21 protein-coding genes are annotated in these 23,267 nt (G+C 63.0%); 8 read left to right on the forward strand and 13 right to left on the reverse strand.

From position 1 onward, the window contains the following. Positions 1–79: 79 nt before the first annotated feature. The 5 genes from M0D68_RS34955 (at position 80) to M0D68_RS34975 (ending at position 4,748) form a co-directional block, all read left to right on the forward strand. The gene (locus M0D68_RS34955; protein WP_266226741.1) at positions 80–1,036 is read left to right on the forward strand and encodes a LysR family transcriptional regulator; all 957 of its coding nucleotides are present in this window, start codon (positions 80–82) and stop codon (positions 1,034–1,036) included. A 163-nt stretch (positions 1,037–1,199) separates the two neighbouring features. After that, on the forward strand, positions 1,200–1,889 hold the full coding sequence (locus M0D68_RS34960; RefSeq protein WP_093646533.1) for a TetR/AcrR family transcriptional regulator: 690 nt from the start codon (positions 1,200–1,202) through the stop codon (positions 1,887–1,889). Between the two features lie 110 nt (positions 1,890–1,999). Then, positions 2,000–3,820 (forward strand): alkyl sulfatase dimerization domain-containing protein, encoded by a 1,821-nt coding sequence (locus M0D68_RS34965; RefSeq protein WP_266226742.1) that lies wholly within the window; start codon positions 2,000–2,002, stop codon positions 3,818–3,820. 116 nt (positions 3,821–3,936) lie between these two features. Continuing rightward, a complete protein-coding gene (gene gloA, locus M0D68_RS34970) occupies positions 3,937–4,323 on the forward strand; it encodes a lactoylglutathione lyase (protein WP_093646538.1) in 387 nt (128 codons plus the stop codon). 26 nt (positions 4,324–4,349) lie between these two features. Beyond that, positions 4,350–4,748, forward strand: a complete 399-nt coding sequence (locus M0D68_RS34975) for a hypothetical protein (protein ID WP_093646541.1) — start codon at positions 4,350–4,352, stop codon at positions 4,746–4,748. Between the two features lie 79 nt (positions 4,749–4,827). On the opposite strand, the gene M0D68_RS34980 is transcribed toward M0D68_RS34975, so the two are convergent. From M0D68_RS34980 to M0D68_RS35020, 9 genes are all read right to left on the reverse strand, one after another. After that, complete coding sequence (locus M0D68_RS34980; RefSeq protein ID WP_266226744.1) at positions 4,828–5,718, reverse strand: M48 family metallopeptidase; 891 nt, start codon at positions 5,716–5,718, stop codon at positions 4,828–4,830. Between the two features lie 44 nt (positions 5,719–5,762). Next, positions 5,763–6,521, reverse strand: a complete 759-nt coding sequence (locus tag M0D68_RS34985; RefSeq protein ID WP_093646546.1) for a 1-acyl-sn-glycerol-3-phosphate acyltransferase — start codon at positions 6,519–6,521, stop codon at positions 5,763–5,765. Positions 6,522–6,561: 40 nt separating this feature from the next. Further along, a complete protein-coding gene (gmhB, locus tag M0D68_RS34990) occupies positions 6,562–7,116 on the reverse strand; it encodes a D-glycero-beta-D-manno-heptose 1,7-bisphosphate 7-phosphatase (protein ID WP_266226746.1) in 555 nt (184 codons plus the stop codon). 10 nt (positions 7,117–7,126) lie between these two features. Further along, positions 7,127–9,226: a glycine--tRNA ligase subunit beta gene (glyS, locus tag M0D68_RS34995; RefSeq protein WP_266226747.1), complete on the reverse strand. Its 2,100-nt coding sequence runs from the start codon at positions 9,224–9,226 to the stop codon at positions 7,127–7,129. 15 nt (positions 9,227–9,241) lie between these two features. Continuing rightward, the gene (gene glyQ, locus M0D68_RS35000) at positions 9,242–10,249 is read right to left on the reverse strand and encodes a glycine--tRNA ligase subunit alpha (protein WP_093646553.1); all 1,008 of its coding nucleotides are present in this window, start codon (positions 10,247–10,249) and stop codon (positions 9,242–9,244) included. A 208-nt stretch (positions 10,250–10,457) separates the two neighbouring features. Continuing rightward, positions 10,458–11,303 carry an FkbM family methyltransferase gene (locus M0D68_RS35005; protein ID WP_266226748.1) on the reverse strand — a complete coding sequence of 282 codons (846 nt, stop codon included), beginning with the start codon at positions 11,301–11,303 and terminating at the stop codon, positions 10,458–10,460. Between the two features lie 160 nt (positions 11,304–11,463). Next, the gene (locus M0D68_RS35010) at positions 11,464–13,074 is read right to left on the reverse strand and encodes an FMN-binding glutamate synthase family protein (protein WP_093646557.1); all 1,611 of its coding nucleotides are present in this window, start codon (positions 13,072–13,074) and stop codon (positions 11,464–11,466) included. Positions 13,075–13,300: 226 nt separating this feature from the next. Then, entirely contained in the window at positions 13,301–14,446 is a 1,146-nt protein-coding gene (gene mnmA / locus M0D68_RS35015; protein WP_266226750.1) for a tRNA 2-thiouridine(34) synthase MnmA, read from the reverse strand. A gap of 122 nt (positions 14,447–14,568) precedes the next feature. Next, positions 14,569–15,051 carry an NUDIX hydrolase gene (locus M0D68_RS35020; RefSeq protein ID WP_266226751.1) on the reverse strand — a complete coding sequence of 161 codons (483 nt, stop codon included), beginning with the start codon at positions 15,049–15,051 and terminating at the stop codon, positions 14,569–14,571. Between the two features lie 235 nt (positions 15,052–15,286). Here M0D68_RS35020 and M0D68_RS35025 point away from each other — a divergent pair, with 235 nt between their 5' ends. The 3 genes from M0D68_RS35025 to M0D68_RS35035 are packed head-to-tail and all read left to right on the forward strand — an operon-like array spanning position 15,287 to position 18,226. Next, positions 15,287–16,429, forward strand: coding sequence for a Re/Si-specific NAD(P)(+) transhydrogenase subunit alpha (locus tag M0D68_RS35025; RefSeq protein WP_266226752.1), 1,143 nt, complete (start codon positions 15,287–15,289; stop codon positions 16,427–16,429). A 10-nt stretch (positions 16,430–16,439) separates the two neighbouring features. Continuing rightward, entirely contained in the window at positions 16,440–16,772 is a 333-nt protein-coding gene (locus M0D68_RS35030) for an NAD(P) transhydrogenase subunit alpha (RefSeq protein WP_028198874.1), read from the forward strand. Further along, complete coding sequence (locus M0D68_RS35035; RefSeq protein WP_175052100.1) at positions 16,772–18,226, forward strand: NAD(P)(+) transhydrogenase (Re/Si-specific) subunit beta; 1,455 nt, start codon at positions 16,772–16,774, stop codon at positions 18,224–18,226. Before M0D68_RS35030 ends, M0D68_RS35035 begins: the two co-directional genes overlap by 1 nt. 57 nt (positions 18,227–18,283) lie before the next feature. Here the strand turns inward: M0D68_RS35035 and M0D68_RS35040 are convergent, their stop codons facing one another. The 4 genes from M0D68_RS35040 to M0D68_RS35055 all read right to left on the reverse strand — a co-directional run bounded on the left by M0D68_RS35040 (position 18,284) and on the right by M0D68_RS35055 (position 23,188). Continuing rightward, positions 18,284–19,024 (reverse strand): YafY family protein, encoded by a 741-nt coding sequence (locus M0D68_RS35040; protein ID WP_200651187.1) that lies wholly within the window; start codon positions 19,022–19,024, stop codon positions 18,284–18,286. Positions 19,025–19,090: 66 nt separating this feature from the next. After that, the gene (locus M0D68_RS35045; protein WP_093644591.1) at positions 19,091–19,474 is read right to left on the reverse strand and encodes a VOC family protein; all 384 of its coding nucleotides are present in this window, start codon (positions 19,472–19,474) and stop codon (positions 19,091–19,093) included. 218 nt (positions 19,475–19,692) lie between these two features. Next, entirely contained in the window at positions 19,693–20,988 is a 1,296-nt protein-coding gene (locus tag M0D68_RS35050) for a class I SAM-dependent RNA methyltransferase (RefSeq protein ID WP_266226753.1), read from the reverse strand. A 94-nt stretch (positions 20,989–21,082) separates the two neighbouring features. Then, positions 21,083–23,188 (reverse strand): site-specific recombinase, encoded by a 2,106-nt coding sequence (locus M0D68_RS35055; protein WP_266226754.1) that lies wholly within the window; start codon positions 23,186–23,188, stop codon positions 21,083–21,085. Positions 23,189–23,267 lie beyond the last annotated feature (79 nt).

The following is a 23,267-nucleotide window of genomic DNA, read 5'->3' on the forward strand; positions in this document are numbered from 1 at the left end:
GGGCGCTGGGTTTTCGCCCATTTGAGGTGGTATAACTGAATTGTTCAAGTGCATTCTCGTTATCGGGAGCTTGCAAACTATGCATGAGGTCAATTCCCGCCGCCTTACTCATCTGATCGCGCTCGCCGAGGAAGGCAGCTTTGCGCGCGCGGCAGAGCGGGTTCATCTGAGCCAGCCCGCATTGAGCCGCAGTATTCAGGCGCTCGAAGAGGAAGTCGGCATGAAGCTGTTCGACCGCGCCGCGCGCGGCGTCGCGATGACGGCGGCCGGGCGGTTGCTGGTCGAGCGCGCCCGGCGCGTGCTGTTCGAAACGCGCTGCCTGTTCCGCGACGTCGAATTGCTGAAGGCGCATGAACTCGGCGAGGTGCGCATCGGCCTCGGGCCTTACGCGGCCGTCGTGTTGCTGCCGGACCTGCTGGTGGAGTTCACGCGGCGCTTTCCGAAGATCAAGGTGTCGATCGAACTCGGCGAAGGCGATGCGCTGTTTGCCAAGCTGCGTGCCGAACAGGTCGACTTTCTCGTCACCGACCGCCGTGTGCCGCCCGTCACGCCAGATGTCACGTTGCAGCGTCTGCCGCGTCACGAGGGCGGCTGGTTCGCGCGGCCGGACCATCCATTGTTCGCGCGCGGCACGGTGCAGCTTGCGGCGTTGCGTGAGTTCCCGCTGGTCTCGGTGACCTTGCCCGCGTTCATGAAGGACGCCCTGCATCGCCTGCTCAAGTACCGTGCACACGAGCAGATTCCGTTGCAGATCGAATGCAACGACGTGGCGGTACTGAAGGACGTCGTGGCGCAGACCGATGCCGTGCTGTTTTCCACGGCGTCCGCGGTGCGGCGCGATTTGGAAACGCGGCGGCTGGCGCGCATTCCGCTCGTCAATCCGCCGCGTCTCGCGCTGGAATTCGCGCTGGTGTATCTGGCCGAGCGCACGCCTTCGCCCGCCGCGTATTCCGCGTTGGGACTCGCCGAACAGGTGATGGAGGACGCCAACCGCGCCGCGCGGGGCTTGCTGCATCCCGAGTCATTGGCGACGTGAATGGACCGCTGAACTGTTGGTCGGTTGATCGCATGACCGGCCCTCGTGATTACCCTGGATGCGGTTGACACAGCGATCCCAATCGCGGACGATCCGGAATCAGGATTCCGGTTTGCCGCGAATCTTCAATTTTTCAGAACAGCGAACCGAGGCTGAACACCGCATGACGACGACTTCACCGCGCGGCCGCGAAGCGCAGCCCAGCGCCATCGCCGCGCCACGTCAGACGCGCAGTCAGCAAGGGCTCGTTCGCATGCTGCAAGCCGGACGCGAGTTGATCGAAGCGAGCGGCAATCTCGACGATCTGTCGATCAACGACATCGTCGAGCGTGCAGGTACGTCGATCGGCGCGTTCTATCGGCGCTTCGACAATAAGGACAGTTTCTTCGAAGTCGTCCAGGACGCGGCGATGCAGGAGGGGCTCGCGCACGTACGCGAGACCGTCGAGCGTGATCCGGCCTGGCGTTCGAACGACGCGGGCACGCTTGCCGACGCCGTCATTTCGTTTTACGTGATGACGTTCCGGCGCAATCGCGGGTTGTATCACGCGTCGTTACTGCGGGCGTCGCAGCGTAAAGCCAACTGGGACGCCGTGAAATCGACCAATCACGAGGTGCTGGCGATGATCGTGCCGCGTCTCGTTAGCGCGCTGGCAAAGTCGCGAGGCATTAAGGCCGGCGGCGACGCGATCCAGTCGCTCGAATTCGAAGTGCGCGCCACCCTGCAAATGATCCTCGGCATGCTGGTCAACAGCGTGCTGAACGACCCGGGTCCGTTGTCGCTCTCCAGCCGGCAACTGCGGTCATGGCTGCAAATCCGGGTGCGGCGTTGCCTTGGTTTGCCGGACGGCTGATTTTTTTTGCCTAGAAATCGGAATCAGAATTCCGGTTCCATTAATCAAGAACAAATACAGATACCGCGCGAGTGCCATTCTGCGCGGACAAATATTCAAGGAGACACCGCATGAGCTCATGTTGCCCCGAACGGGTCCGCAATCCCGCCTTCGATGCGCCGCATATCGGCGAGCCGCTCGATGTCGCGTTCGACGCAGGCGTGAATCTCGCCTTCGCCGTCGCCGCACCAACCGTGCCGCCGCGCCTGACCGAACACTCGCGGCGCATGGCGCAGCGTATCTATCGTGTCGCCGAACGCGTGTATTGCGCGGTCGGCTACGCGATCGCGAACATCATCTTCGTCGTGGGAGACGACGGCATCGTGGTCATCGATGCGACGGAGGCGGTGTCCGCTGCGAAGCGCATCTATGAGGATTTCTGCGCGATCGATCCGCGTCATGCCGAGCTGCCGGTCAGGGCGGTCGTCTATACGCACAACCACACGGACCACACCGGCGGCGTGCGCGCTTTCGTCGATGAAGCCGCGCTCGAGGCGGGTAGCGTCGAGATCATCGCGCATCGCTCGTTGATGGACACGGTGATCAACAACGCAAACCTCGTCGCACCGATTCTCGCCACGCGTTCGGCCTACAGCTTCGGCACGCTGCTGCCGGCCGGCGCGACCGGTAAGGTCAACGCGGGCATCGGGCCGGTGCTGATCGCCGAGCCGGCGAGCTTCTTTGCGCCGACCCGCGTGTTCGACGACAAGCTCGATATCGTGCTAGCCGGCGTGCGTTTCGAGTTCCGCTACGCGCCTTCCGAAGCCGACGACGAAATCGTCATGTGGCTGCCCGAGCTTGGCGTGCTGCTGTCGGCGGAAGTGATCCAGGGCGAGTGTCTGGCGAACGTGCATACGCTGCGCGGCACGCGTTATCGCGACCCGGTGCGTTGGTATCAGACCATCGATATGATGCGCGGCTTCAACGCGGCGCATATGGTGCCGGCGCATGGCCGTCCGGTATCGGGCGCGCAGTATGTCGCCGAGGTGCTGTGCGTGTATCGCGACGCCATCCAGTTCATCCACGATCAGACCATTCGCCACATGAACTTCGGCATGAGCCCGGACGAACTTGCTGAGGCGATTCCAGCGCTGCCACCGCATCTCGCGGAGCATGCGTGGCTTGGCGAGTACTACGGCACGGTCAAGCATTCGGTGCGGCAGGTGTACAACGGTCAGCTCGGCTGGTTCGATGGCGATCCGGCGTCGCTCGATCCGCTGCCGCGTGCTGAACGTTCGCAGCGCATGGTGAAGATGATGGGCGGCGTGGAGGCGGTACGCGCCGCTGCGCGTATCGCCCTGGGTGACGGCGACTGGCGCTGGGCCGCGGAACTGGTCACGCTGCTGGTGCGCCTCGATACAAGCGACACTGACGCTCGCAGCATCAAGGCGAGCGCGTTGCGCGAGCTGGGCTACCGCACGGTGAACACCAACTGGCGCAACTGGTATCTGAGCGCGGCGCGCGAACTCGAACACGCCTACGACGAACTGCCGTTCGCGGGCAGCTCGAGCCTCGCCTCGACGGACGTGTTGCGCGCCCAACCGCTGCGCAATGTGTTCCAGCGCTTTAGCGTGAACGTCGATCCGGAACGTTGCGCCGATGTGCAGATGACACTCGCATTCCGCGTGACGGATCGCAATGAAACGCATGCGCTCGAGTTGCGGCGTGGCGTGTTGCAGATTCACGAGCGCACACCATCGGCGATCGATGTTCAACTCGCGCTGGAAACCAGCACCCTGTACGGTATGTTGCGCGACATGGCGTCGCAGTTGCCCACCGGCATCGAGAACGGCACAGTGGTGCTGGAGCGCGGCACGGCCGAGCAGTTGCGCAGATTCTTCAGTTGCTTCGACCGGCCCGCGCAGCGTATGCCCGCACTCACTACGCGATAGAAGCGCCTCGCATCGGCGTATCGGCGCAGCACCGAAAGCGGGTGCGGCGCTCCCTGCAGCGCAGCGTGATTCCGGGTACATTGTCGTTCTCGACATCACGCACTTGGGAGTACACGATGCGCCTGCTTCACACCATGCTCCGGGTCGGCGACCTGGACCGTTCGATTGCCTTCTACACCGAACTGCTCGGGATGAAATTGCTGCGCCGCGACGATTATCCGGAAGGCAAATTCACGCTGGCTTTCGTCGGCTATGAAGACGAACGCGACGGCACCGTTCTCGAACTCACGCACAACTGGGACACGCCGAAGTACGACCTCGGCTCCGGTTTTGGGCACCTCGCCGTCGAAGTTGCAGACGCATATGCTGCCTGCGACAAGATCAAGGCCCAGGGCGGTAAGGTTGTCCGCGAAGCCGGTCCGATGAAACACGGCACCACCGTGATCGCTTTCGTCGAAGATCCGGACGGCTACAAGATCGAGTTCATCCAGAAGAAAAAGTGACGTAAGCGGCGGGGCGAGGACATGCAATGAATAACGGCAATCCCTACTTCAAAGAACTCGACGACATCCACGTCGAAATCCAGACTTTGTTCGACGGCTCCGCGGATCACGGCGCGCTGGATCGCATCATGGCGCGCTTCGCTCCGCAATTCACGCTGGTGATGCCGTCCGGTCTCGCACTGGACCACGCGGGCCTGCGCGAGATTTTTGCGAAGCTGAACGGCGCGCGCCCCGGCTCGCAGATCACGATTCGCGATATGGAGATTGTGTCCGAGTATCCGTCGGGTGCGGTGGTGAAATATCGGGAGTATCAGCGCGACAACGCGGGCAATGCGAACGTGCGGCGCTCGACGGCGGTGATGGATCTCGACGCGCACGGCAAGGTGACGTGGCGTCACCTGCAGGAAACTTTCTGCACGGAGTGAGTGCTGGGTTTCAGAAAGCTGGCGCTTCGCGTTGAGGCGCCGGCTTTAAGTCTGCATGGCCGAAGATGGCCCGAATGCCTCAAAGCGTCGGCAGCAATTCCGGCGGATGCGACTTCAACGTCTGCCGCGCTTCGCGGAATTCCGGAAAAATCGATTCGACTGTCTGCCAGAAGCGCGGACTGTGATTCATCTCACGCAGATGCGCGAGTTCGTGCGCCACGACGTAATCGATAATCGACAGCGGGAAGTGAATCAGCCGCCAGTTCAGGCGGATTTTCCCATCGCTCGAACAACTGCCCCAACGCGTGGCCGCAGAAGAGAGCGCATATGCGCGATAGTTGACGCCGAGCTTCTCGGCATAGATTGCAAGGCGCTCGCCGAACAGGCGCTTTGCTTCACCTTGCAGCCAGCCCTGCACACGATCCTTGATCTGCTGTGGGTCCGCTTGCAACGGCAGCGGCACTTGCAGTGCGGCTTCATCCGCGTTGAACGCGAGCGTGCCCTGCGGCGAGCCGAGCTTCACACGCACCGGCTGGCCGAGATACGGCACTTCCGCACCGTCTTTCCAGTCGACCTTGGGCAACGCGCGCTGTTCGACACGCGTTTGCCATTCGATCAGCTTCGTAAAAATCCAGCGTTGCTTTTCGGTGATCGCGGTTTCGATATCGGCGAGCGTGACCCAACGTGGTGCGGTGATCATCAGGCCGGTGCTGTCGATCGCAAAGCCGATCGAGCGGCGTGCCGAGCGCTTGAGTGCATAGTGCAGCGTGCGCGAACCGATGGTGAGGCTGCGCAGCTTGGTGCCGTCCGGTGCGAGCGGCACGGCCGGCTGCTGCCCGCTCTGCGAACCCGCTGATGGTGCGGAGGGTGTTGGGGACGACGACGTCGACCCCGGCTCGGCGAAGAGCGGGAGATCGAGCTGCCGGTTATCGAGCGCCGCAGCGGGCTGCGACGTAGGAGACTTCTGCATCGGATTCGGCTTCGCGCAAATGCGCCTTCGAGGGCGCGGGCGCGTCAGATTGGTGCGGCGGCGGAGCTGCTTTCCGCCGCGCGGTACGCAGTAGGATCGATGCGGCGCATTTCAGCTTCGATCCACTGTTCGACGCGCGTGTTCACTTCATCGGGCGTGAGCCCCGTCGTGTCGATCGGCTTGCCGATCGACACTGTGACTATACCCGCATATTTGAGAAACGAGTTGCGCGGCCACAGACGTCCGGCGTTGTGCGCGATCGGCACGACCGGCGCGCCGGTGGCAATCGCAAAACGCGCGCCGCCAGTTTTGTACTTGCCTTGCTTGCCGGTCGGCGTACGCGTGCCTTCCGGAAACATGATGACCCAGGCGCCTTCGGCCATGCGCTGCTTGCCTTGCTTGATGACGGATTCGAACGCGTACTTGCCTTCCTTGCGGTCGATATGGACCATCTTCAGCATGCCCAATGCCCAGCCGAAAAACGGCACATACAGCAGCTCGCGTTTGAACACGTAGCACAGCGGCCGCGGCATCAGTGCCGGAAACGCCAGCGTTTCCCAGGCTGATTGATGCTTCGACAGCAGCACCGCCGGACCGTTAGGCAGGTTCTCATAACCCTCGATCTTGTAGCGGATGCCGTTCAGCCAACGCACCGTGTGAAGCGTGGCGCGGCACCAGCCGGCCGCCATCCAGTAGCGATTGTCGGCGCGCATGAACGGGAACGCGATGAAGCACGCGGTTGCGTAGGGCACCGTGAAGAGCACGAAGTAGATCAGCAGCAGCAAAGAACGGATGAAGCGCATCGGCGTGGTCAGTGAGAGTTGGGGACGCGCATGGCGCGCGTCACTCGTGAGCGTCGGAAAGGAAGTCGAGTGCGAACGCCCGCAGGTCGTCGTGCACGCGCGTGCCCTCGGGCAGGCCGCCCGCTACGAGCGTCTTGCGGCCCTTGCCGGTCAGCACCAGATGCGTCGGATGGCCGAGCGAGGCGCCCGCTTGCAGGTCGCGCATCGCGTCGCCGACCACCGGCGTATGGTGCGGATCGACTTCGAAACGTTCGGCGATCATCTTGAGCATGCCGGGCTTCGGTTTGCGGCATTCGCAGTGATCTTGCGCCGTGTGCGGGCAGAAGAACACGGCGTCGATGCGCCCGCCGACTGCCGCCGCCATGCGATGCATTTTCAGATGCATCGCATTGAGCGCGTTCATGTCGAAGAGACCGCGGCCGATACCCGACTGGTTGGTCGCGACCGCCACGCGATAACCCGCCTGGTTGAGGCGCGCGATCGCTTCGAGCGAACCGGGCAGGGCAATCCATTCGTCCGGCGACTTGATGAACGCGTCGGAATCGACGTTGATCACGCCGTCGCGGTCGAGGATCACCACTTTTTTGGTCGGCATGGCGCGGGGCTCAGGCGGCGAGTCGGGAAATGTCGGCGACGCAATTCATCTGCTGATGCAGTGCGCCGAGCAAGGCCAGACGGTTGGCGCGCAACGCCGGATCTTCGGCGTTGACCATCACGTCGTTGAAGAACGTGTCGACCGGTTCGCGCAATTCGGCGAGCGCGGTGAGTGCGCCCGTGTAGTCGCGCGCGGCGAGTTGCGTCTGCACGCGCGGTGCAACCTGTTCGAGTTGCGCGTACAAGGCTTTTTCGGCCGCTTCGGTCAGCAGTGCAACCTGCACACCGCCGGTTGCCGAACCTTCCGATTTCTTCAAAATGTTCGAAATCCGCTTGTTGGCCGCTGCGAGCGATGCGGCTTCCGGCAGCGCCGCGAATTCGCGCACTGCATCCAGGCGCGCAACGATATCGTCGAGGCGCGTCGGGTTCAGTGCCAGCACTGCGTCGATTTCGCCCGGCGCGTAGCCGCGTTCGCGCAGCAGACCGCGCAGGCGGTCCATGCTGAATTCGTAGATCGCCTGCGTCGAATCGGCGACGCCCGGTACGGCGGCGAATTGCGCGTAAGCGGTGCGCAGCAATTCGATCAGATCGACCGGCAATTGCTTCTCGACCAGAATCCGCAGCACGCCGAGCGCATGACGGCGCAGCGCGAACGGGTCTTTCTCACCGGTGGGTTGCAGGCCGATGCCCCAGATGCCGACCAGCGTTTCGAGCTTGTCGGCGAGCGCGACGACGGTGCCGGTTGCCGTGGCCGGCAACGCATCGCCGGAGAAGCGCGGCTGATAATGTTCCGAGCATGCCAGCGCGACTTCTTCCGGCTCGCCGTCGTGGCGGGCGTAGTACGTGCCCATCGTGCCTTGCAGCTCGGGGAATTCGCCGACCATGTCGGTGATCAGGTCGGCCTTGGCCAGACGCGCAGCGCGCTTGGCGAGCGCGACATCGGCGCCGATCAGAGTGGCAATTGCACCCGCTAGCGCCTCGACGCGCTCGACGCGTTGCAGCGCTGAACCCAGCTTGTTGTGATACACGACGTTCGCGAGCAGCGGCACGCGCTCGGCGAGCGGCTTCTTCTTGTCCTGCTCGAAGAAGAACTTGGCATCGGCCAGACGCGGACGCACCACGCGTTCGTTGCCTTCGACGATATCGCCAGGCGTTTTCGTTTCGATGTTCGACACGATCAGGAAGCGCGAGCGCAGCTTGCCGTTCGCATCCGTCAACGCGAAGTATTTCTGGTTTGTCTGCATCGTCAGGATCAGGCATTCCTGCGGCACCTGCAGGAATTCGTCCTCGAAACGGCAGGCGTAGACCACCGGCCATTCGACCAGCGAGTTCACTTCATCCAGCAGCGATTCGGGCATCACGACCTGATCGCCGTCAGCTTGCGCGAGCAGATGCGTGCGGATGGTTTCCTTGCGGTCGGCGAAATTCGCGACCACACGGCCCTTGTGCATCAGCGTGTCGGCGTAAGAATCCGCGTGCTGGATCTGCACGAGGCCTTCGGACAGGAAGCGGTGGCCGAGTGTGGTGTCGTCTGCATCGACGCCCAGTGCCGTGACCGGCACGACCTGTTCGCCGTGCAAGGTGGTCAGACGGTGGACAGGACGCACGAACTGCACATTGGTGCCGTCCGGGCGCTGATACGTCATCACCTTCGGGATCGGCAGTTTGGCGAGCGTTTCGTCGAGCGCGGCTTGCAGGCCTTCGGCGAGCGTAGCGCCCGGCGCGGCGTAGCGCAGGAAGAAGGCTTCGGCCTTGCCGTCCTGCGCGCGCTCCAGGTCGTTCACCGAAAAATCGGGGAAGCCGAGCGCAGCCAGTTTCTTCGCGAGCGGCGCGGTGGGCTGGCCGTCTTTATCCAGCGCGACGGAAACCGGCAGCACTTTTTCGCGCACGTGTTTTTCCGGCGCGACCGAACGCACGTTCTTGATCGTGACGGCGAGGCGGCGCGGCGTGGCGTAACGTTCGAACGACAGTTCGCCTTCGACCAGGTCGCGCGCCGCGAGGCGCTGCGCAATGCCTTCGGCGAACGCGTCGCCGAGACGCGCGAGCGCTTTCGGCGGCAGTTCTTCGGTCAGCAGTTCGACGAGCAGGGTAGCTTGATGGGGTTGAGTCATTTCTTGGTGTTCTCGTCAGTCCGGATCGATCTTGCGTTCGATTTTCAGCGGCGGCGCCCACGCGGGCATCGCGGCATCCTGTGCGTCGGTGGTCAGGCCGGGCACGCCGTGCACCGGATTGCCGAGCATCGGGAAACCGAGCTTTTCGCGCGAGTCGTAGTAAGCCTGTGCAACCAGACGCGACAGCGCGCGAATCCGGCCGATGTAGGCCGCGCGTTCCGTGACGGAGATCGCGCCGCGGGCGTCCAGCAGGTTGAACGTGTGGCCGGCCTTCAGCACCAGTTCATAAGCGGGCAGCGCGATCTGCGCGTCGATCATGCGCTTGGCTTCTGCTTCGTAACTGTTGAAGAACGTGAACAGCAGATCGACGTTCGCGTGCTCGAAGTTGTAGGTCGACTGTTCGACTTCGTTCTGGTGGTACACGTCGCCGTAAGTCAGGCGGCGAAGTTCCGGGCCGTTCGGGCCTTGCTCTTCCCACTCGGTCCAGACGAGATCGTAGACGTTCTCGACCTTCTGAAGGTACATCGCGAGACGTTCGAGACCATAGGTGATTTCGCCCAGCACCGGCTTGCAATCCAGGCCGCCGACTTGCTGGAAGTAGGTGAACTGGGTCACTTCCATGCCGTTCAGCCACACTTCCCAGCCGAGACCCCAGGCGCCAAGCGTGGGGTTTTCCCAGTCGTCTTCGACGAAGCGCACGTCGTTCTGCTTCAGATCGAAGCCGAGCGCTTCGAGCGAGCCGAGGTACAGGTCGAGGATGTTTTCCGGCGCCGGCTTCAGCACGACCTGGTACTGGTAGTAATGCTGCAGACGGTTCGGGTTCTCGCCGTAGCGGCCGTCTTTCGGGCGGCGCGACGGCTGTACGTAGGCGGCTCGCCACGGTTCCGGACCGATTGCGCGCAGGAAAGTATGGACGTGGGACGTGCCCGCGCCGACTTCCATGTCGATCGGCTGGAGCAACGCGCAACCCTGCTTGTCCCAGTAGGACTGCAGTGTCAGGATGATTTGCTGAAACGTGAGCATGAAGTGCCTTTCGGGCATAGGGCCGCGCCGCAAACGCCGGAGCGCGCGAGCTGGCCGTGGAGCGAAGTGCTAAACCGTAGATTTTAACGGAAAGGGAGGGGGGTGTCCGTTTTGCGGGGTCGGACGGGGATTGAAGTGTTCTTCAAACGGAAAAAGGCCGCTGCAGGCGGCCGATTGTCGTTCGTTTTGTCGGGACGTGTCCCGTCCGCTAGCTGCTCAAACTCATCAACGCATGCGTGGCGGAATCCGTCACTTCGACAAACCCGTCGATCTCCATCTCCAGTTCCCGCGGCAGCGCGAGCATGTTGCACGACACCACGCGGCCGTAGATATTCTCCGAGCGCCCAAAGAAATTGCCCGGATTGAACAAAAGCGGCAAGTGCCACCACAACCGGTATTCCTTCGACCACAACCACTCGATCAACGCCTGCGACCGATCGAGCCGGTCGTTCTCCACGTATATCACCGGCCGCGAGCGGGCGATGGTTTCCTCCGCCCCTACCAACGCGTTCAACTCGAACCCTTCCACGTCGAGCTTCAGCAGCCCCACGGTATGTGAGCGCAGCGCATCGTCCAGCCGCACGCACGGAACCGGGAGCGTGTTCGCCGCGGCCTCGGTCTGCATCGACACGCCACCAAAGTTGCCCAGCGCATCGTAGTCCGGCTGCGCGAAATACAGCGTGCCGGCTGTGGCCCCACACGCATACGGCCACGCGAGCACATTCCGCATGCTGTTGGCCGCGAGATTCGCACAGAGGTTCTGAAAGATCACCGGCTGAGGTTCGAACGCGACGAGCACCTGGCGACGCGCCTGCGCCTCACGCGCCAGCATGATTGTGTGCACGCCGATATTCGCGCCGACTTCAACAACGATGCCCGGCTGCACCAGCAGCTGCCGCAATACGGCGGATTCGAGTTCGCCGCATTCACCGTATTCGATGAGCGCGCGGCCGAGATAGAAGTCGTTCGGATTGGCGAGCATCCAGCCATGACGGGTCTGGACGAGTTGCGTATGAGCGCCAAGCGGCACCAAAGCAGGAGAGGGCGTAACCATGGACATTGAGCGGGAAAAAGATCACGCAAATGTACGGTTCGCCGCTGTCCTTGTATATGAGACGAGCTCTTAAGGATTCTTATCTTTCTGCAAGAACCCGTCTGCAAAATCTAAGACTTAGGCGGCGACCGGTTCACAAGCCAATCGCCGTCACAAAGCCTTACGTCGCAGCCAGTTCAACTTTCGGCGCAAACGAATCGCTTTGCGCCATCGGCCAATATTTCTCGTACAACGTATAGCGATAGTTGCCGTTCAGCAGATCGTTCGGATCGAGATACTTCAATAGATCGGACATCAACCGCACTTCATGCGACGACACGCGCCGCACGATGTGATGCGCGCGCAGTTCCGCCGGGTGCTTGAGCCCCGCCGCCTGAATGATTTCCTTCAGCGCATGCAGCGTGTTGTGATGGAAGTTGAAGACACGGTCGGCCTTGTCCGGCACCACCAAAGCACGCTGACGCACCGGATCCTGCGTCGCGACGCCCGTCGGGCAGCGGCCGGTGTGGCAGGTCTGGGCCTGAATGCAGCCGACCGCGAACATGAAGCCACGCGCCGCGTTGACCCAATCCGCGCCGATCGCCAGCGTCTTCGTGATATCGAATGCGGTAATCATCTTGCCGCTCGCGCCGATGCGGATGCGCTGACGCAAGCCGATGCCGACCAGCGTGTTGTGCACCAGCAGCAAGCCTTCCTGCAACGGCACGCCGACGTGATCCGTGAACTCCAGTGGCGCTGCGCCCGTGCCGCCTTCCGCACCGTCGACCACGATAAAGTCCGGCAGAATCCCGGTCTCCAGCATCGCCTTCGCAATGCCGAAGAATTCCCACGGATGCCCGATGCACAGCTTGAACCCGGTCGGCTTGCCACCGGACAGCGTGCGCAAGCGGTCGACGAATTCGAGCAGGCCGCGCGGCGACGAAAATTCGGAATGGGTGGCGGGCGAGATGCAATCGCGGCCCATCGGCACGCCGCGCGTTTCCGCAATCTCGGGCGTGATTTTCGCGGCCGGCAGCACGCCGCCGTGACCGGGCTTCGCGCCTTGCGAGAGCTTCACCTCGATCATTTTCACTTGCGGCTCGGCAGCCTGCTTCGCGAACTTCTCCGCGCTGAAGGTACCGTCGTCGTTACGGCAGCCGAAGTAGCCCGAGGCGATTTCCCAGATGATGTCGCCGCCATGCTCGCGGTGGTATTTCGACATCGAACCTTCGCCGGTGTCGTGCGCGAAGTTGCCTTTCTTCGCGCCGAGGTTCAGCGCCATGATCGCGTTCGCCGACAGCGAGCCGAAGCTCATCGCGGAGACGTTGAAGATCGACATCGAGTAGGGCTGTGCGCGGTCCGGGCCGACGACGATACGAAAGTCGTGGTTGTCGAGCGTGGTCGGCGCGAGCGAGTGGCTGATCCATTCGTGCGCGACGGCTTTGACGTCGAGCTCGGTGCCGTACGGGCGGCTGTCCACGTCGTTCTTCGCGCGCTGATAGACGATGCTGCGCTGTGCGCGCGAGAACGGTTTCTCGTCGGTGTCGTCCTCGACGAAATACTGGCGGATTTCCGGGCGGATGAATTCGAACAGGAAACGGAAGTGGCCCCACAGCGGATAGTTACGCAGAATTGCGTGATGCTGCTGCGTCAGATCGAACAGACCGAGTGCGACGAGCGCCACCGGCACGATGATCCAGAACCACGAAATGTGATTCGTCGCGGCAAACAGGGCGCAGATGGCGAACAGCACGACTGCGCACCACATCGCCAGATAACGTCGAGAAAACATGGGGACTCCAGTGCAGTGAGGATCGTCGCGGAGGGATCGTCAACGCTGTCGGCGCAAACGGAGTCTGCCGCGAGGGGAACGAACACCTGTTTGTTATGGTGAAACTAGCTGCGGCTCGAAGGTGAAGCGCATCGGTGAAGCGTGAAGTCTGAAGCTTGAAGATGAGGCATGCAGGTAAAGCGCGTGCGGCTGCGCCAAGGCGTTGCCGCACGATCGAACTCATGGTTCAACGGGCGGTGAGCAACGCTGCCTGTTGCGGCCGGCGCGCCGTTGGCTGCCCGGTCACCGCGTGTTCGATGATGCCGCCGCCGAGACACACGTCGCCATCGTAGAGCACCGCAGATTGCCCCGGTGTGACAGCCCATTGCGCGGCTTCGAAATTCAGCTCGAAAAGGCCTTCGCCCGCACCTGCCGCGCTGAAGGAGCACGGTGCGTCCGCTTGCCGGTAACGGGTTTTCGCGCCGCACGCGAAACCGTCGGCCGGCGGCTCGCCCCCGACCCAGCTCGTATTGCCCGCGGAGAGCGTATGGCTCAGCAGCCACGGATGGTCATGGCCCTGCGCGACATACAGCGTGTTCGACGCAATATCCTTCCCGGCGACGAACCACGGCTCGCCGCTGCCTTCCTTGCTGCCGCCGAGCCCGATGCCCTTGCGTTGCCCGAAGGTGTAGAAGGCGAGGCCGATGTGTTCGCCGACCACTTTGCCGTCGGTAGTTTTCATCGGACCGGGTTTGGTCGGCAGATAGCGGTTCAGGAAGTCGCGAAACGGCCGTTCGCCGATGAAGCAGATGCCGGTCGAATCTTTCTTCTTCGCATTCGGCAGCGCGATCTGTTCGGCGATCTCGCGGACTTTGGTTTTCGGAATCTCGCCCAACGGAAACAGCGTTTTCGACAATTGCGCCTGATTCAGCCGATGCAGGAAGTAAGACTGGTCTTTCGTATGATCGAAGGCCTTCAGCAGTTCGAAGCGGCCGTTGTTCTCGCGCACGCGAGCATAGTGGCCGGTCGCGATGGTTTCCGCGCCGAGCGACATGGCGTGATCGAGGAAGGCCTTGAACTTGATTTCGGCGTTGCACAGCACGTCCGGATTTGGCGTGCGGCCGGCCGAATATTCGCGCAGGAATTCGGCGAACACGCGGTCTTTGTATTCGGCAGCGAAGTTGACTGCTTCGACGTCGATGCCGATCAGGTCCGCCACCGAGACGACGTCGATCCAGTCCTGCCGCGTCGAGCAGTACTCGCTGTCGTCATCGTCTTCCCAGTTTTTCATGAACAGGCCGACCACGTCGTAGCCCTGTTCCTTCAGCAGCCACGCGGTAACCGACGAATCGACGCCGCCCGACATGCCTACTACGACTTTCTGCTTGCTCATAAGGTGCTCACTGGGTGCTGCGTGACTTCGTTGATCGTGGGTTGACCGTGTTGCCCTGTCGTTTGCCTCGCCGCTTGTGACGGATCAGGCCCGTTTCGTTTGTGCGGGTTGCGTACGTCCATTTACGCCTGTTTGCGCCCGACCGAATGCGTGTGCACGAAGTCGAGCGGGAAACGCCGTCCCGCGAGGTAATCGTCGAGACATTGCATGACAAGCGGCGTGCGATGCCGTTCGGGGCAGGCGCGCAATTCATCAGCGCTCATCCACAGCGTGCGGACAATGTCGGGATCGAGCGCGCGCTTGGTATCCGCTGCGTCGCTCGTGCCGCAATAGGTGAAGCGCAGATACGTCACGCCCTCACTGCCGGGCCGCTCGAAATGCGTCATATACATGCCGACCAGCGCCTCGGGCGTGAACGGATGCGCGGTTTCCTCGAGCGTTTCGCGGATGACCGCTTCCAGAAGCGTTTCGCCCGCTTCCAGATGGCCGGCGGGCTGATTCAGGCGCAGGCCGTCGGCGGTATGTTCCTCGACCACGAGAAAACGCCCGTCACGCTCGACGATGGCCGCAACGGTGACGTGCGGCAGCCAGGTTTCCGGTTTCATGGGTGCGCATTTTACCGTTTATGGGCCTGGGCTGCCCGGAAGCGAGCGGACGGCTGCGAGCGCCGCCCAGCCGCAGCCGGCGAGCCACCTCGGTCGCCGGGCACCCCCGGATTGTCCCCGATTTCTGCGCACCCCCAGGTTTCGGTTAAAGTGACGCCGTTAGCCGTTGCACTTGCAAGCCGGCGTGCCTCGTCGGCAGCTCTGTCGTAAAACAGGAAGTCGAGGAGGAGAAAAGATGCACATCGGAGTGCCAGCCGAGACGCGCGCGCACGAAACCCGCGTCGCCGCGACGCCCGAAGCGGTCAAGAAGTATGTGACCCAGGGCCACCGGGTCACGATCCAGAGCGGCGCCGGTACCGGCGCAAGCTTTCCTGACGAAGCTTTTACAGCCGCCGGCGCGGAAATCGTCGATGCGGCTACTGCCTTTGGGGCTGATCTGGTCCTCAAGGTCCAGTCGCCGACCGATGCCGAGTTGCCGCTTCTGAAGCGCGGCGCGACGCTGGTCGGCATGCTCGATCCGTTTAATACCGAAAACTCATTAAAGCTGGCGGCCGCGGGCGTGACCGCGTTCGCGCTCGAAGCCGCGCCAAGAACCACCCGCGCGCAGAGCCTCGACGTGCTGTCGTCGCAGGCGAACATCGCCGGGTACAAGGCGGTGCTGCTGGCGGCCACGCTTTATCCGCGCTTCATGCCGATGTTGATGACGGCAGCCGGGACCGTGAAAGCGGCCCGTGTGCTGATTCTCGGCGTGGGTGTGGCGGGCTTGCAGGCCATCGCGACCGCCAAGCGCCTGGGCGCTGTGATCGAAGCCTCGGACGTGCGTCCGGCGGTGAAAGAGCAGATCGAATCGCTCGGCGCCAAATTCCTTGATGTCCCTTACGAAACCGATGAGGAGCGTGAAGCCGCGCAGGGCGTCGGCGGCTACGCGCGGCCGATGCCGCCTTCGTGGCTTGCGCGTCAGTCTGCACTGGTTCACGAACGGGCCAAACAGGCTGACGTCGTGATCTCGACCGCCCTGATCCCAGGCCGCGCCGCACCGACGCTGATCTCGGTAGAAACCGTGCAGGCGATGAAACCCGGCTCCGTGCTGGTGGACCTCGCGGCAGGACGCGGCGCCGAGTACGAAGGCCGTCGTGGTGGCAACTGCCCGCTGACCGAGGCGGATCAGGTCGTCCTGAAACATGGCGTGCAGATCGTCGGCTATACGAATCTGGCCTCGATGGTCCCCGCCGACGCGTCGTCGCTCTACGCACGCAACCTGCTCGACTTCCTGAAGCTGATCATCACCAAGGAAGGCGCCCTGAACATCGATCTCGCAGACGACATCGTCGCGGCCACGCTGCTGGCCCGTGACGGCGAAGTCACGCGCAAGGCATAGGAGAACGGCGATGGAAGTCATCAACCACACCGTTATTAACCTGATCATCTTCGTGCTGGCGATCTACGTCGGCTACCACGTCGTCTGGAACGTCACGCCCGCGCTGCACACGCCGCTGATGGCCGTGACCAACGCGATTTCGGCGATCGTGATCGTCGGCGCGATGCTCGCGGCAGGCCTCACCGTGGGCGACACCGGCAAGTTCTTCGGCACGCTCGCAGTCGCGCTTGCGGCGGTAAACGTGTTCGGCGGATTCCTGGTGACAAGGCGAATGCTGGAGATGTTCAGGAAGAAAGAGCCGAAGAAGCTGATCGCTGACAAGACGGCCAAGGAGAACGCGTAATGAGTCTGAACGTCGTCACGCTGCTTTATCTGGTTGCGTCGGTCTGTTTCATCCAGGCGCTCAAGGGGCTGTCGAATCCGAAGACGGCGCGCACCGGCAATACCTTCGGCATGGTCGGGATGGCGATTGCGATCCTCACCACTATCGCGCTGATCGTTAAACAGGCGAATGCGCTCGGTTCGAATCTCGGGCTGGGGCTCGGCCTGCTGCTAGTCGCGCTGGTGATCGGCGGTGCGATCGGCGCGTTTGTCGCCGCGCGCGTCGAGATGACCAAGATGCCGGAACTGGTCGCAGCGATGCACTCGCTGATCGGTCTTGCGGCCGTGTGTATTGCGTATGCGGTGGTGTCGGAGCCGTCGGCCTTCGGTCTGGTCGATCCGGACAATCCGATTCCGGGCTTCCTGCCATACGGCAATCGCGTCGAGCTGTTCATCGGCACATTCGTCGGCGCGATCACGTTCTCCGGATCGGTGATCGCGTTCGGCAAGCTGTCGGGCAAGTACAAGTTCCGACTGTTCCAAGGCGCACCGGTCGTCTATGCAGGGCAGCATCTGATCAACCTGCTGCTCGCGATCGCGATGCTCGGCTTCGGCGTGATCTTCTTCCTCACGCAATCCTGGCTGCCGTTCATCATCATGACGATCATCGCCTTCGTGCTCGGCGTGCTGATCATCATTCCGATCGGCGGCGCGGATATGCCGGTGGTCGTGTCGATGCTGAACTCGTACTCGGGCTGGGCGGCGGCGGGCATCGGCTTCTCGCTGAACAATCCGATGCTGATCATCGCAGGCTCGCTGGTGGGTTCGTCGGGTGCGATCCTGTCGTACATCATGTGCCGAGCGATGAACCGCTCGTTCTTCAACGTGATTCTCGGTGGCTTCGGCAACGAGGCGGGAGCGGCAGCAGCGGGTGGGTCGGCGGAGCAGCGCCCGGTGAAATCCGGTTCGGCTGATGATGCTTCGTTCATGCTCGGCAATGCTGAAACCGTGGTGATCGTGCCGGGTTATGGTCTTGCGGTGGCGCGTGCCCAGCATGCACTGAAGGAGCTGACCGACAAGCTGGTGGAGAAGGGCATCGAGGTGAAGTACGCGATTCACCCGGTGGCCGGGCGGATGCCGGGACACATGAACGTGCTACTTGCCGAAGCCGAAGTGCCGTACGACATGGTCTACGAAATGGACGATATCAACGGCGAGTTCGGTCAGGTCGACGTGGTGCTGGTGCTCGGTGCGAACGACGTGGTGAACCCGGCCGCGAAGAACGATCCGAAGTCGCCGATCGCGGGCATGCCGATCATCGAGGCGTACAAGGCGCGTACCGTCATCGTGAACAAGCGGTCAATGGCAGCGGGTTACGCCGGCCTCGACAACGACCTGTTCTACATGGACAAGACGATGATGGTGTTCGGCGATGCGAAGAAGGTGATTGAGGACATGGTGAAGGCGGTGGAATAACGCGCCACTGTGCCAGGCGGCCTGCCTCGCGGCGGGCCGCGAACTGCATCTACGTCTTCACCGCGGCTTCGCATTCACATGCCGCAGCCAATCCGCCAGGCGTCGTCCTTCCTGATCCGGATACGTTTCGAGTACCGCAAGATCCCGGATCCTCTCCAACCCGAAATTGCGAAAGTCACTGCGCAATTCGCACCACGCGCCGAGCGTCCAGCGCGCGCCCCAATAAGCTAGCGACAGCGGCCACACGCGCCGCTCGGTTTCTGCGCTATTCGCGTCGGTATAGGCAAAGCTCACAACGTGCCGGGCATCGATCGCCCGATGCAGCACGTCCACCTTCGCTGAAAACTCCGCCTTGATATGAAACGACGGCGCGAAGATCGCCAGACGTTCGATCGTTGCGCGCTTGTCGGCGGGCATGGCCGAGGCAATCTTCGCCAACGCCCCGCGCGCGCCGCTCGCGAAGCCGGCACCGCCCCACGATTCGAGCATCCGTGCGCCTGCTGCTAGCGCGGCCAGTTCATCGACGGTGAAGGTGAGTGGCGGCAGGCTCGCCGCGCGGCTCAACCGGTAGCCGATGCCCGCTTCGCCTTCGATTGGCACGCCTGACAGTTGCAGATCACGCACGTCGCGATAGACCGTGCGCAGTGAGATATGCAGCCAGTCGGCGAGTTGTTGCGCGGTGGTCAGACGCCGTCCGCGCAACAGTTCGGCGATCTGGAACAGACGGTCGGCGCGGCGCGTCATCGTGGGCGTCTTGTAGAAAAGGACAGGAACAGTCCCGCGATGATAGCGCCGCATGCCGCGCTCCGGTCGGCGTTCTGCGCGGCGCCTGCTGGCCGCCGCGCTTGTGCGCCGCGTTGGCTATTAGCCGTTGGTCAGCGAATGCAGGCCGAGGCGGTTGCCCTCCGTGTCGGTGAAGAACGCGATGTAGCCGATGTCCTGCGGCAGCTTGATCACCGGACCATCGGTCTTGCCGCCGGCCTTTTCGATGCGGGCGAGGGTGGCGTCGACGGTCGGCTGGGCGTTCAGATAGACGAGCACGCCGTCGTCGGAGGGCGTCATCGACGGGCTATGGATGATCGCGCCGCCGGTAGCCGGTTCCTCGTAGCCGAAGATGGCGATCGGCTGGCCGCCGACTTCCTGACGATTCAGTTTGACGTCGAGCCCGGCTTCGTAAAAGCGCACAGCGCGCTCGAAATCGACGGACGGAATCTCAAACCATGCAACAACTTTGGATGATGCGGACATGACACTCTCCTGGGGATGGCGGTAAGCCGTGCAAAGCGCCGGATGGCGTGAGAAGGAGTGTGCGTGGGGGCTACTGACAGCGTAGTGTCAGTAGGGAACGGGCGTGGCAACAGAATATGGCGGACGATGAGCGGACCGGAGGGCCGATCGCCGAGGCACCGGCGAAAAAAAACCGCGGACCAGGATCCGCGGTTTTTTCGATGCTGCTCTGCTCAGGCTTACGCTGCCGGCGTGTCGTTGTTCTGCGGGCGCTGGCGAACGCTGCCCGCGATCAGATCGAAGCGGAACAGCCGGCATTCGAGCGCGCCGTTGAAGAGCGGCGTCTTGGTCGATTCACGCAGACGCATTTGGCCCGGCAGTTTGCGATCCGACGTCAGGATGAACGCATGCCAGCCAGTGAAGCGCTGCTTCAGCGCATCGCCGAGCGACTGGAAGAACTCGCTGTCCGGTGCTTCTTCCTGGGCGCGATGGAAACTGTCGTCGTCACGGCCTTCGCGCGTGGCGCGGCCTTCGCGGATTTCACCGCGTGCGTTGCGGCCACGCACTTCGATCCGCTCGCCATACGGCGGATTCGCAACGAGGATGCCAGGCTCAGTCGACGGCGCCGTCATGCCGCGCGCGTCGACCTGCTTGAGCGGAATCGACGGCAGACCGGCGCGCTGGAAATTCGCACGCGCCTTGTCGAGCATGTCGCCGGAAATATCGCTGCCGAAGATCTGCAGATCGGCGTGCGAGGTACGCGCGGCGTGCTTGGCGTCGAGCGCGGCGGCCTTCAGCGGTTGCCAGGTCTTGGCGTCGAATTGCTTGAGCCTCTCGAAGCCGAAGCGGCGTTCCGCACCCGGCGCGATATTCAGCGCCACTTGCGCGGCTTCCGCGAGGAAGGTGCCGCTGCCGCACATCGGGTCGTACAGCGGCGTGCCGGCGGTCCAGCCGGTCAGACGCAGGATGCCCGCCGCGAGGTTCTCGCGCAGCGGCGCCGCGCCCTTGTCCAGCCGCCAGCCGCGCTTGAAGAGCGGATCGCCGGAGGTGTCGAGGTAGAGCGTGCATTCGGTGGCGGTGAGGAATGCGAACACGCGCACGTCGGGTGCGGCGGTGTCGATGTTCGGCCGCGCGCCGCTGACTTCGCGCAGACGGTCGCAGATTGCGTCCTTGACACGCAGCGTTGTGAATTCGAGGCTGCGCAGCGGCGACTTGATAGCGGTGACGTCCACGCGCAGCGTTTCGTTTGCCGAGAACCACTGTTCCCAGCGCTGTTCGAGCGCGAGCGCGTAAATATCCTGTTCGCTGCGATACGGCCGATGCGCGATTTTCAGCAGCACGCGGCTCGCGAGGCGCGAGTGCAGGTTGGCGGCCATGCCGGCTGCCCAGCCGCCGCGGAAATGCACGCCGCCGGGCACTTGCGCGCCGGCCGTGTACGGCGCGCCGTTCAGGTGCTTCGCGGCAATTTCGGCGAGCTCGGTGGCGAGCGAGGCTTCAAGGCCGCGCGGACAGGGAAGGAAGAAATCGAAGGACATTGAGGTTGCCGGAAGGCGTTAGATAAGGCGCTATTGTACGCGGTCGGGGTGGCGGGCCAGGCGGGGCTGTTCCCGGCCACCCTGCACGTGACCTCTATTTGCTCTGAGGCGCCGCTTTGGCCGGCCATACCAGCTCCAGCGGATGCCTGAACACCCGCTGCCAGATCGCGCCGCGCAGCGAGCGCACCGCATTGCGCCGCAAGTCGCGCGATTTCACCGCCATGTAGAAGGCGAGGGCGAAACTCACGGCCACGTTGAGGATCGCCATGCTGCCGACACCCGCGACCGCCCACCACAGCTCCGGCAACTTCAACGCGTCTTTGCCGAGCACACCGAGCGCGATGCCGATCGAGCCGGCGCTGAGCGTGACGTGACGCACCTCGAAAGTGAAGGCGAAGGCGGTGAGGATTGCCGGCACGAGCCCGAGCATCAGGCCGAGCGTGATATTGCCTACGACGCCCGCCACATTCGAGCGACAGAACGCGGCGAGCCGGGCGGTGCCGGCCGCGCCGAGCGTCATGCGCAGGCGCCGGTTGTAGGCGAGCGCATCCGCCACGCGATGCAGGACGAACCAGTTGTCCGCCCAACCTGACAGCAAACTCGACGACCACAGCAGCACGCCCGTCAGCGCGGCGTAGAACGGCGTCGGTCCCAGCAGCGAGAACGAGTGCAGGGTGGCGTGGGCCTTCTCGGGCGAAATGATGTTGGCGTTGAAGAGCGCATGCCACACCCATTGCACGCCGAAGCACACCGGAAACACCAGCATCACGTTGCCGAGCACCGCGGCTGCCTGCGTGCGCATCAATGCGGTCACCGAACTCACGAAGCTGTCGACACCTGCCGGCGTACCGACGCCGTCCAACTCGCGGGCGAGTGTGGGTGCGGTCATCGCCGGTTGTTTGGTGGCGAGCGAGAAGTGCAGGAAGTGCATCAGCAGGAAGCTCGCCGCGTAGTTGATGCCGGCGAGCAAGCCTTCGAACATCGATTGCAGATGCGCACCGGTGATGGCGAATTTCACGCAGACCGTGACGACGGTCACGAGCCCGCCGCCGGCCGCCATGCGCAGCATCTTCAGGTATTCGGCACGATCGCGGGCGATGTAGTGTTCGCCGGTATCGGCGCTGTATTCGACGACCTTGCGCGCGAGCAACGAGAAATTGCTGCGTACGAGGTGCGCCACGCTCTGGCTCGCGTGATTCGCGTTCACCAGTTCGGCGGTGAGACGTGCGCCGGCATGCGGATCGTCCTGCGCCATCCAGGCGTTCAGCAGGTGCTCTGCGCGCACGATACGCATGCGCATCCGTTCGACCTGGAACACGATATCGACGCTGACGCCGTTGCGATAGAGATGGGCGAAGACGTTGTCGGTGGCGCTGCGGCATTCGTCGAGCAGGAGGCGCAGATAGTTGACCTCATGCAGCAGCTTCTCCTGCGGGGCGCCATCGCGGACGGCTTGATGGGCTGCTTCGACAGCGAGCATGGCGCGCGTGAGCCGGTAGAACGGCTGCTTTTCCATGGCGACGCGCACATCGCCGGCATCGCCGACGTCGACTTCACCGAGACGGCTGCGAACGGTTTGCGACAGGCCGGTCGAGCTGATCTGGCAGGTGAGGTTGTGCAGGGCGGCCAGCAGGTCGAGCGAGAACGGGGTGGTGTCGCGTAGTTCGCTGTCGTCCTGTTCGTAATCGAAGAGCGCGCGGATGCGGGTGAGCAGATCGGTGGGCAGATTGGCGATCCATTCGGCGTCGCGTTCCTGGCTGAACATCAGGGTGACGATTGCTCGCAGGTCGCGGCGGTTTGGTGCGGGCGGGATCAGGGAGGCTTCGAGGCGCTCGAAGAGGGCGCCGAAGAAACCTGAGTGCACGGGCATGCCTGCATCGCAGAGAAGCGAGAGGCCGTCGCTTTCGCGCAGGAGTGCGCGGAGGATCCCGGCGACGTTGCTCTTCCAGGCTGGATTGCGGTCCAGCACGTTGAGCATGTAGCGGATTCTTGTGTGTGCTGGGATGGGGCTGGCGGTGCCTGGTTGTTCGGGGTGGACTGCGCGGCCGCGGTGGATCCAGTGGGCGAGTTCGATTAGCCATTCGCTACGGTCTGGGTATCGTGCCGTCTTGTCGGCGATCGCTAGCAGCGCGTCTAGCTGGTGGCCGCTGTCGCGGGAGGCGCGCCATTTTTTTACAAGGGTTTTGAATGAAGTGAGCATCTCTTGGGGTTTTTTGCCTGCGGTGCTTGTTTGTCTGTGTTCTTAGGGCTTTGGCCTTTCCTTGAATTGTTAGTGGTCT

The sequence above is a fragment of the Paraburkholderia sp. SEWSISQ10-3 4 genome (assembly GCF_030464785.1).
GTDB lineage: Bacteria > Pseudomonadota > Gammaproteobacteria > Burkholderiales > Burkholderiaceae > Paraburkholderia > Paraburkholderia aspalathi.

Coding starts and splice junctions, on each gene's coding strand:
- M0D68_RS34955 (WP_266226741.1), top strand. CDS start 80: ATGCATGAGGTCAATTCCCGCCGCCTTACTCATCTGATCGCGCTCGCC.
- M0D68_RS34960 (WP_093646533.1), top strand. CDS start 1,200: ATGACGACGACTTCACCGCGCGGCCGCGAAGCGCAGCCCAGCGCCATC.
- M0D68_RS34965 (WP_266226742.1), top strand. CDS start 2,000: ATGAGCTCATGTTGCCCCGAACGGGTCCGCAATCCCGCCTTCGATGCG.
- gloA (WP_093646538.1), top strand. CDS start 3,937: ATGCGCCTGCTTCACACCATGCTCCGGGTCGGCGACCTGGACCGTTCG.
- M0D68_RS34975 (WP_093646541.1), top strand. CDS start 4,350: ATGAATAACGGCAATCCCTACTTCAAAGAACTCGACGACATCCACGTC.
- M0D68_RS34980 (WP_266226744.1), bottom strand. CDS start 5,718: ATGCAGAAGTCTCCTACGTCGCAGCCCGCTGCGGCGCTCGATAACCGG.
- M0D68_RS34985 (WP_093646546.1), bottom strand. CDS start 6,521: ATGCGCTTCATCCGTTCTTTGCTGCTGCTGATCTACTTCGTGCTCTTC.
- gmhB (WP_266226746.1), bottom strand. CDS start 7,116: ATGCCGACCAAAAAAGTGGTGATCCTCGACCGCGACGGCGTGATCAAC.
- glyS (WP_266226747.1), bottom strand. CDS start 9,226: ATGACTCAACCCCATCAAGCTACCCTGCTCGTCGAACTGCTGACCGAA.
- glyQ (WP_093646553.1), bottom strand. CDS start 10,249: ATGCTCACGTTTCAGCAAATCATCCTGACACTGCAGTCCTACTGGGAC.
- M0D68_RS35005 (WP_266226748.1), bottom strand. CDS start 11,303: ATGGTTACGCCCTCTCCTGCTTTGGTGCCGCTTGGCGCTCATACGCAA.
- M0D68_RS35010 (WP_093646557.1), bottom strand. CDS start 13,074: ATGTTTTCTCGACGTTATCTGGCGATGTGGTGCGCAGTCGTGCTGTTC.
- mnmA (WP_266226750.1), bottom strand. CDS start 14,446: ATGAGCAAGCAGAAAGTCGTAGTAGGCATGTCGGGCGGCGTCGATTCG.
- M0D68_RS35020 (WP_266226751.1), bottom strand. CDS start 15,051: ATGAAACCGGAAACCTGGCTGCCGCACGTCACCGTTGCGGCCATCGTC.
- M0D68_RS35025 (WP_266226752.1), top strand. CDS start 15,287: ATGCACATCGGAGTGCCAGCCGAGACGCGCGCGCACGAAACCCGCGTC.
- M0D68_RS35030 (WP_028198874.1), top strand. CDS start 16,440: ATGGAAGTCATCAACCACACCGTTATTAACCTGATCATCTTCGTGCTG.
- M0D68_RS35035 (WP_175052100.1), top strand. CDS start 16,772: ATGAGTCTGAACGTCGTCACGCTGCTTTATCTGGTTGCGTCGGTCTGT.
- M0D68_RS35040 (WP_200651187.1), bottom strand. CDS start 19,024: ATGCGGCGCTATCATCGCGGGACTGTTCCTGTCCTTTTCTACAAGACG.
- M0D68_RS35045 (WP_093644591.1), bottom strand. CDS start 19,474: ATGTCCGCATCATCCAAAGTTGTTGCATGGTTTGAGATTCCGTCCGTC.
- M0D68_RS35050 (WP_266226753.1), bottom strand. CDS start 20,988: ATGTCCTTCGATTTCTTCCTTCCCTGTCCGCGCGGCCTTGAAGCCTCG.
- M0D68_RS35055 (WP_266226754.1), bottom strand. CDS start 23,188: ATGCTCACTTCATTCAAAACCCTTGTAAAAAAATGGCGCGCCTCCCGC.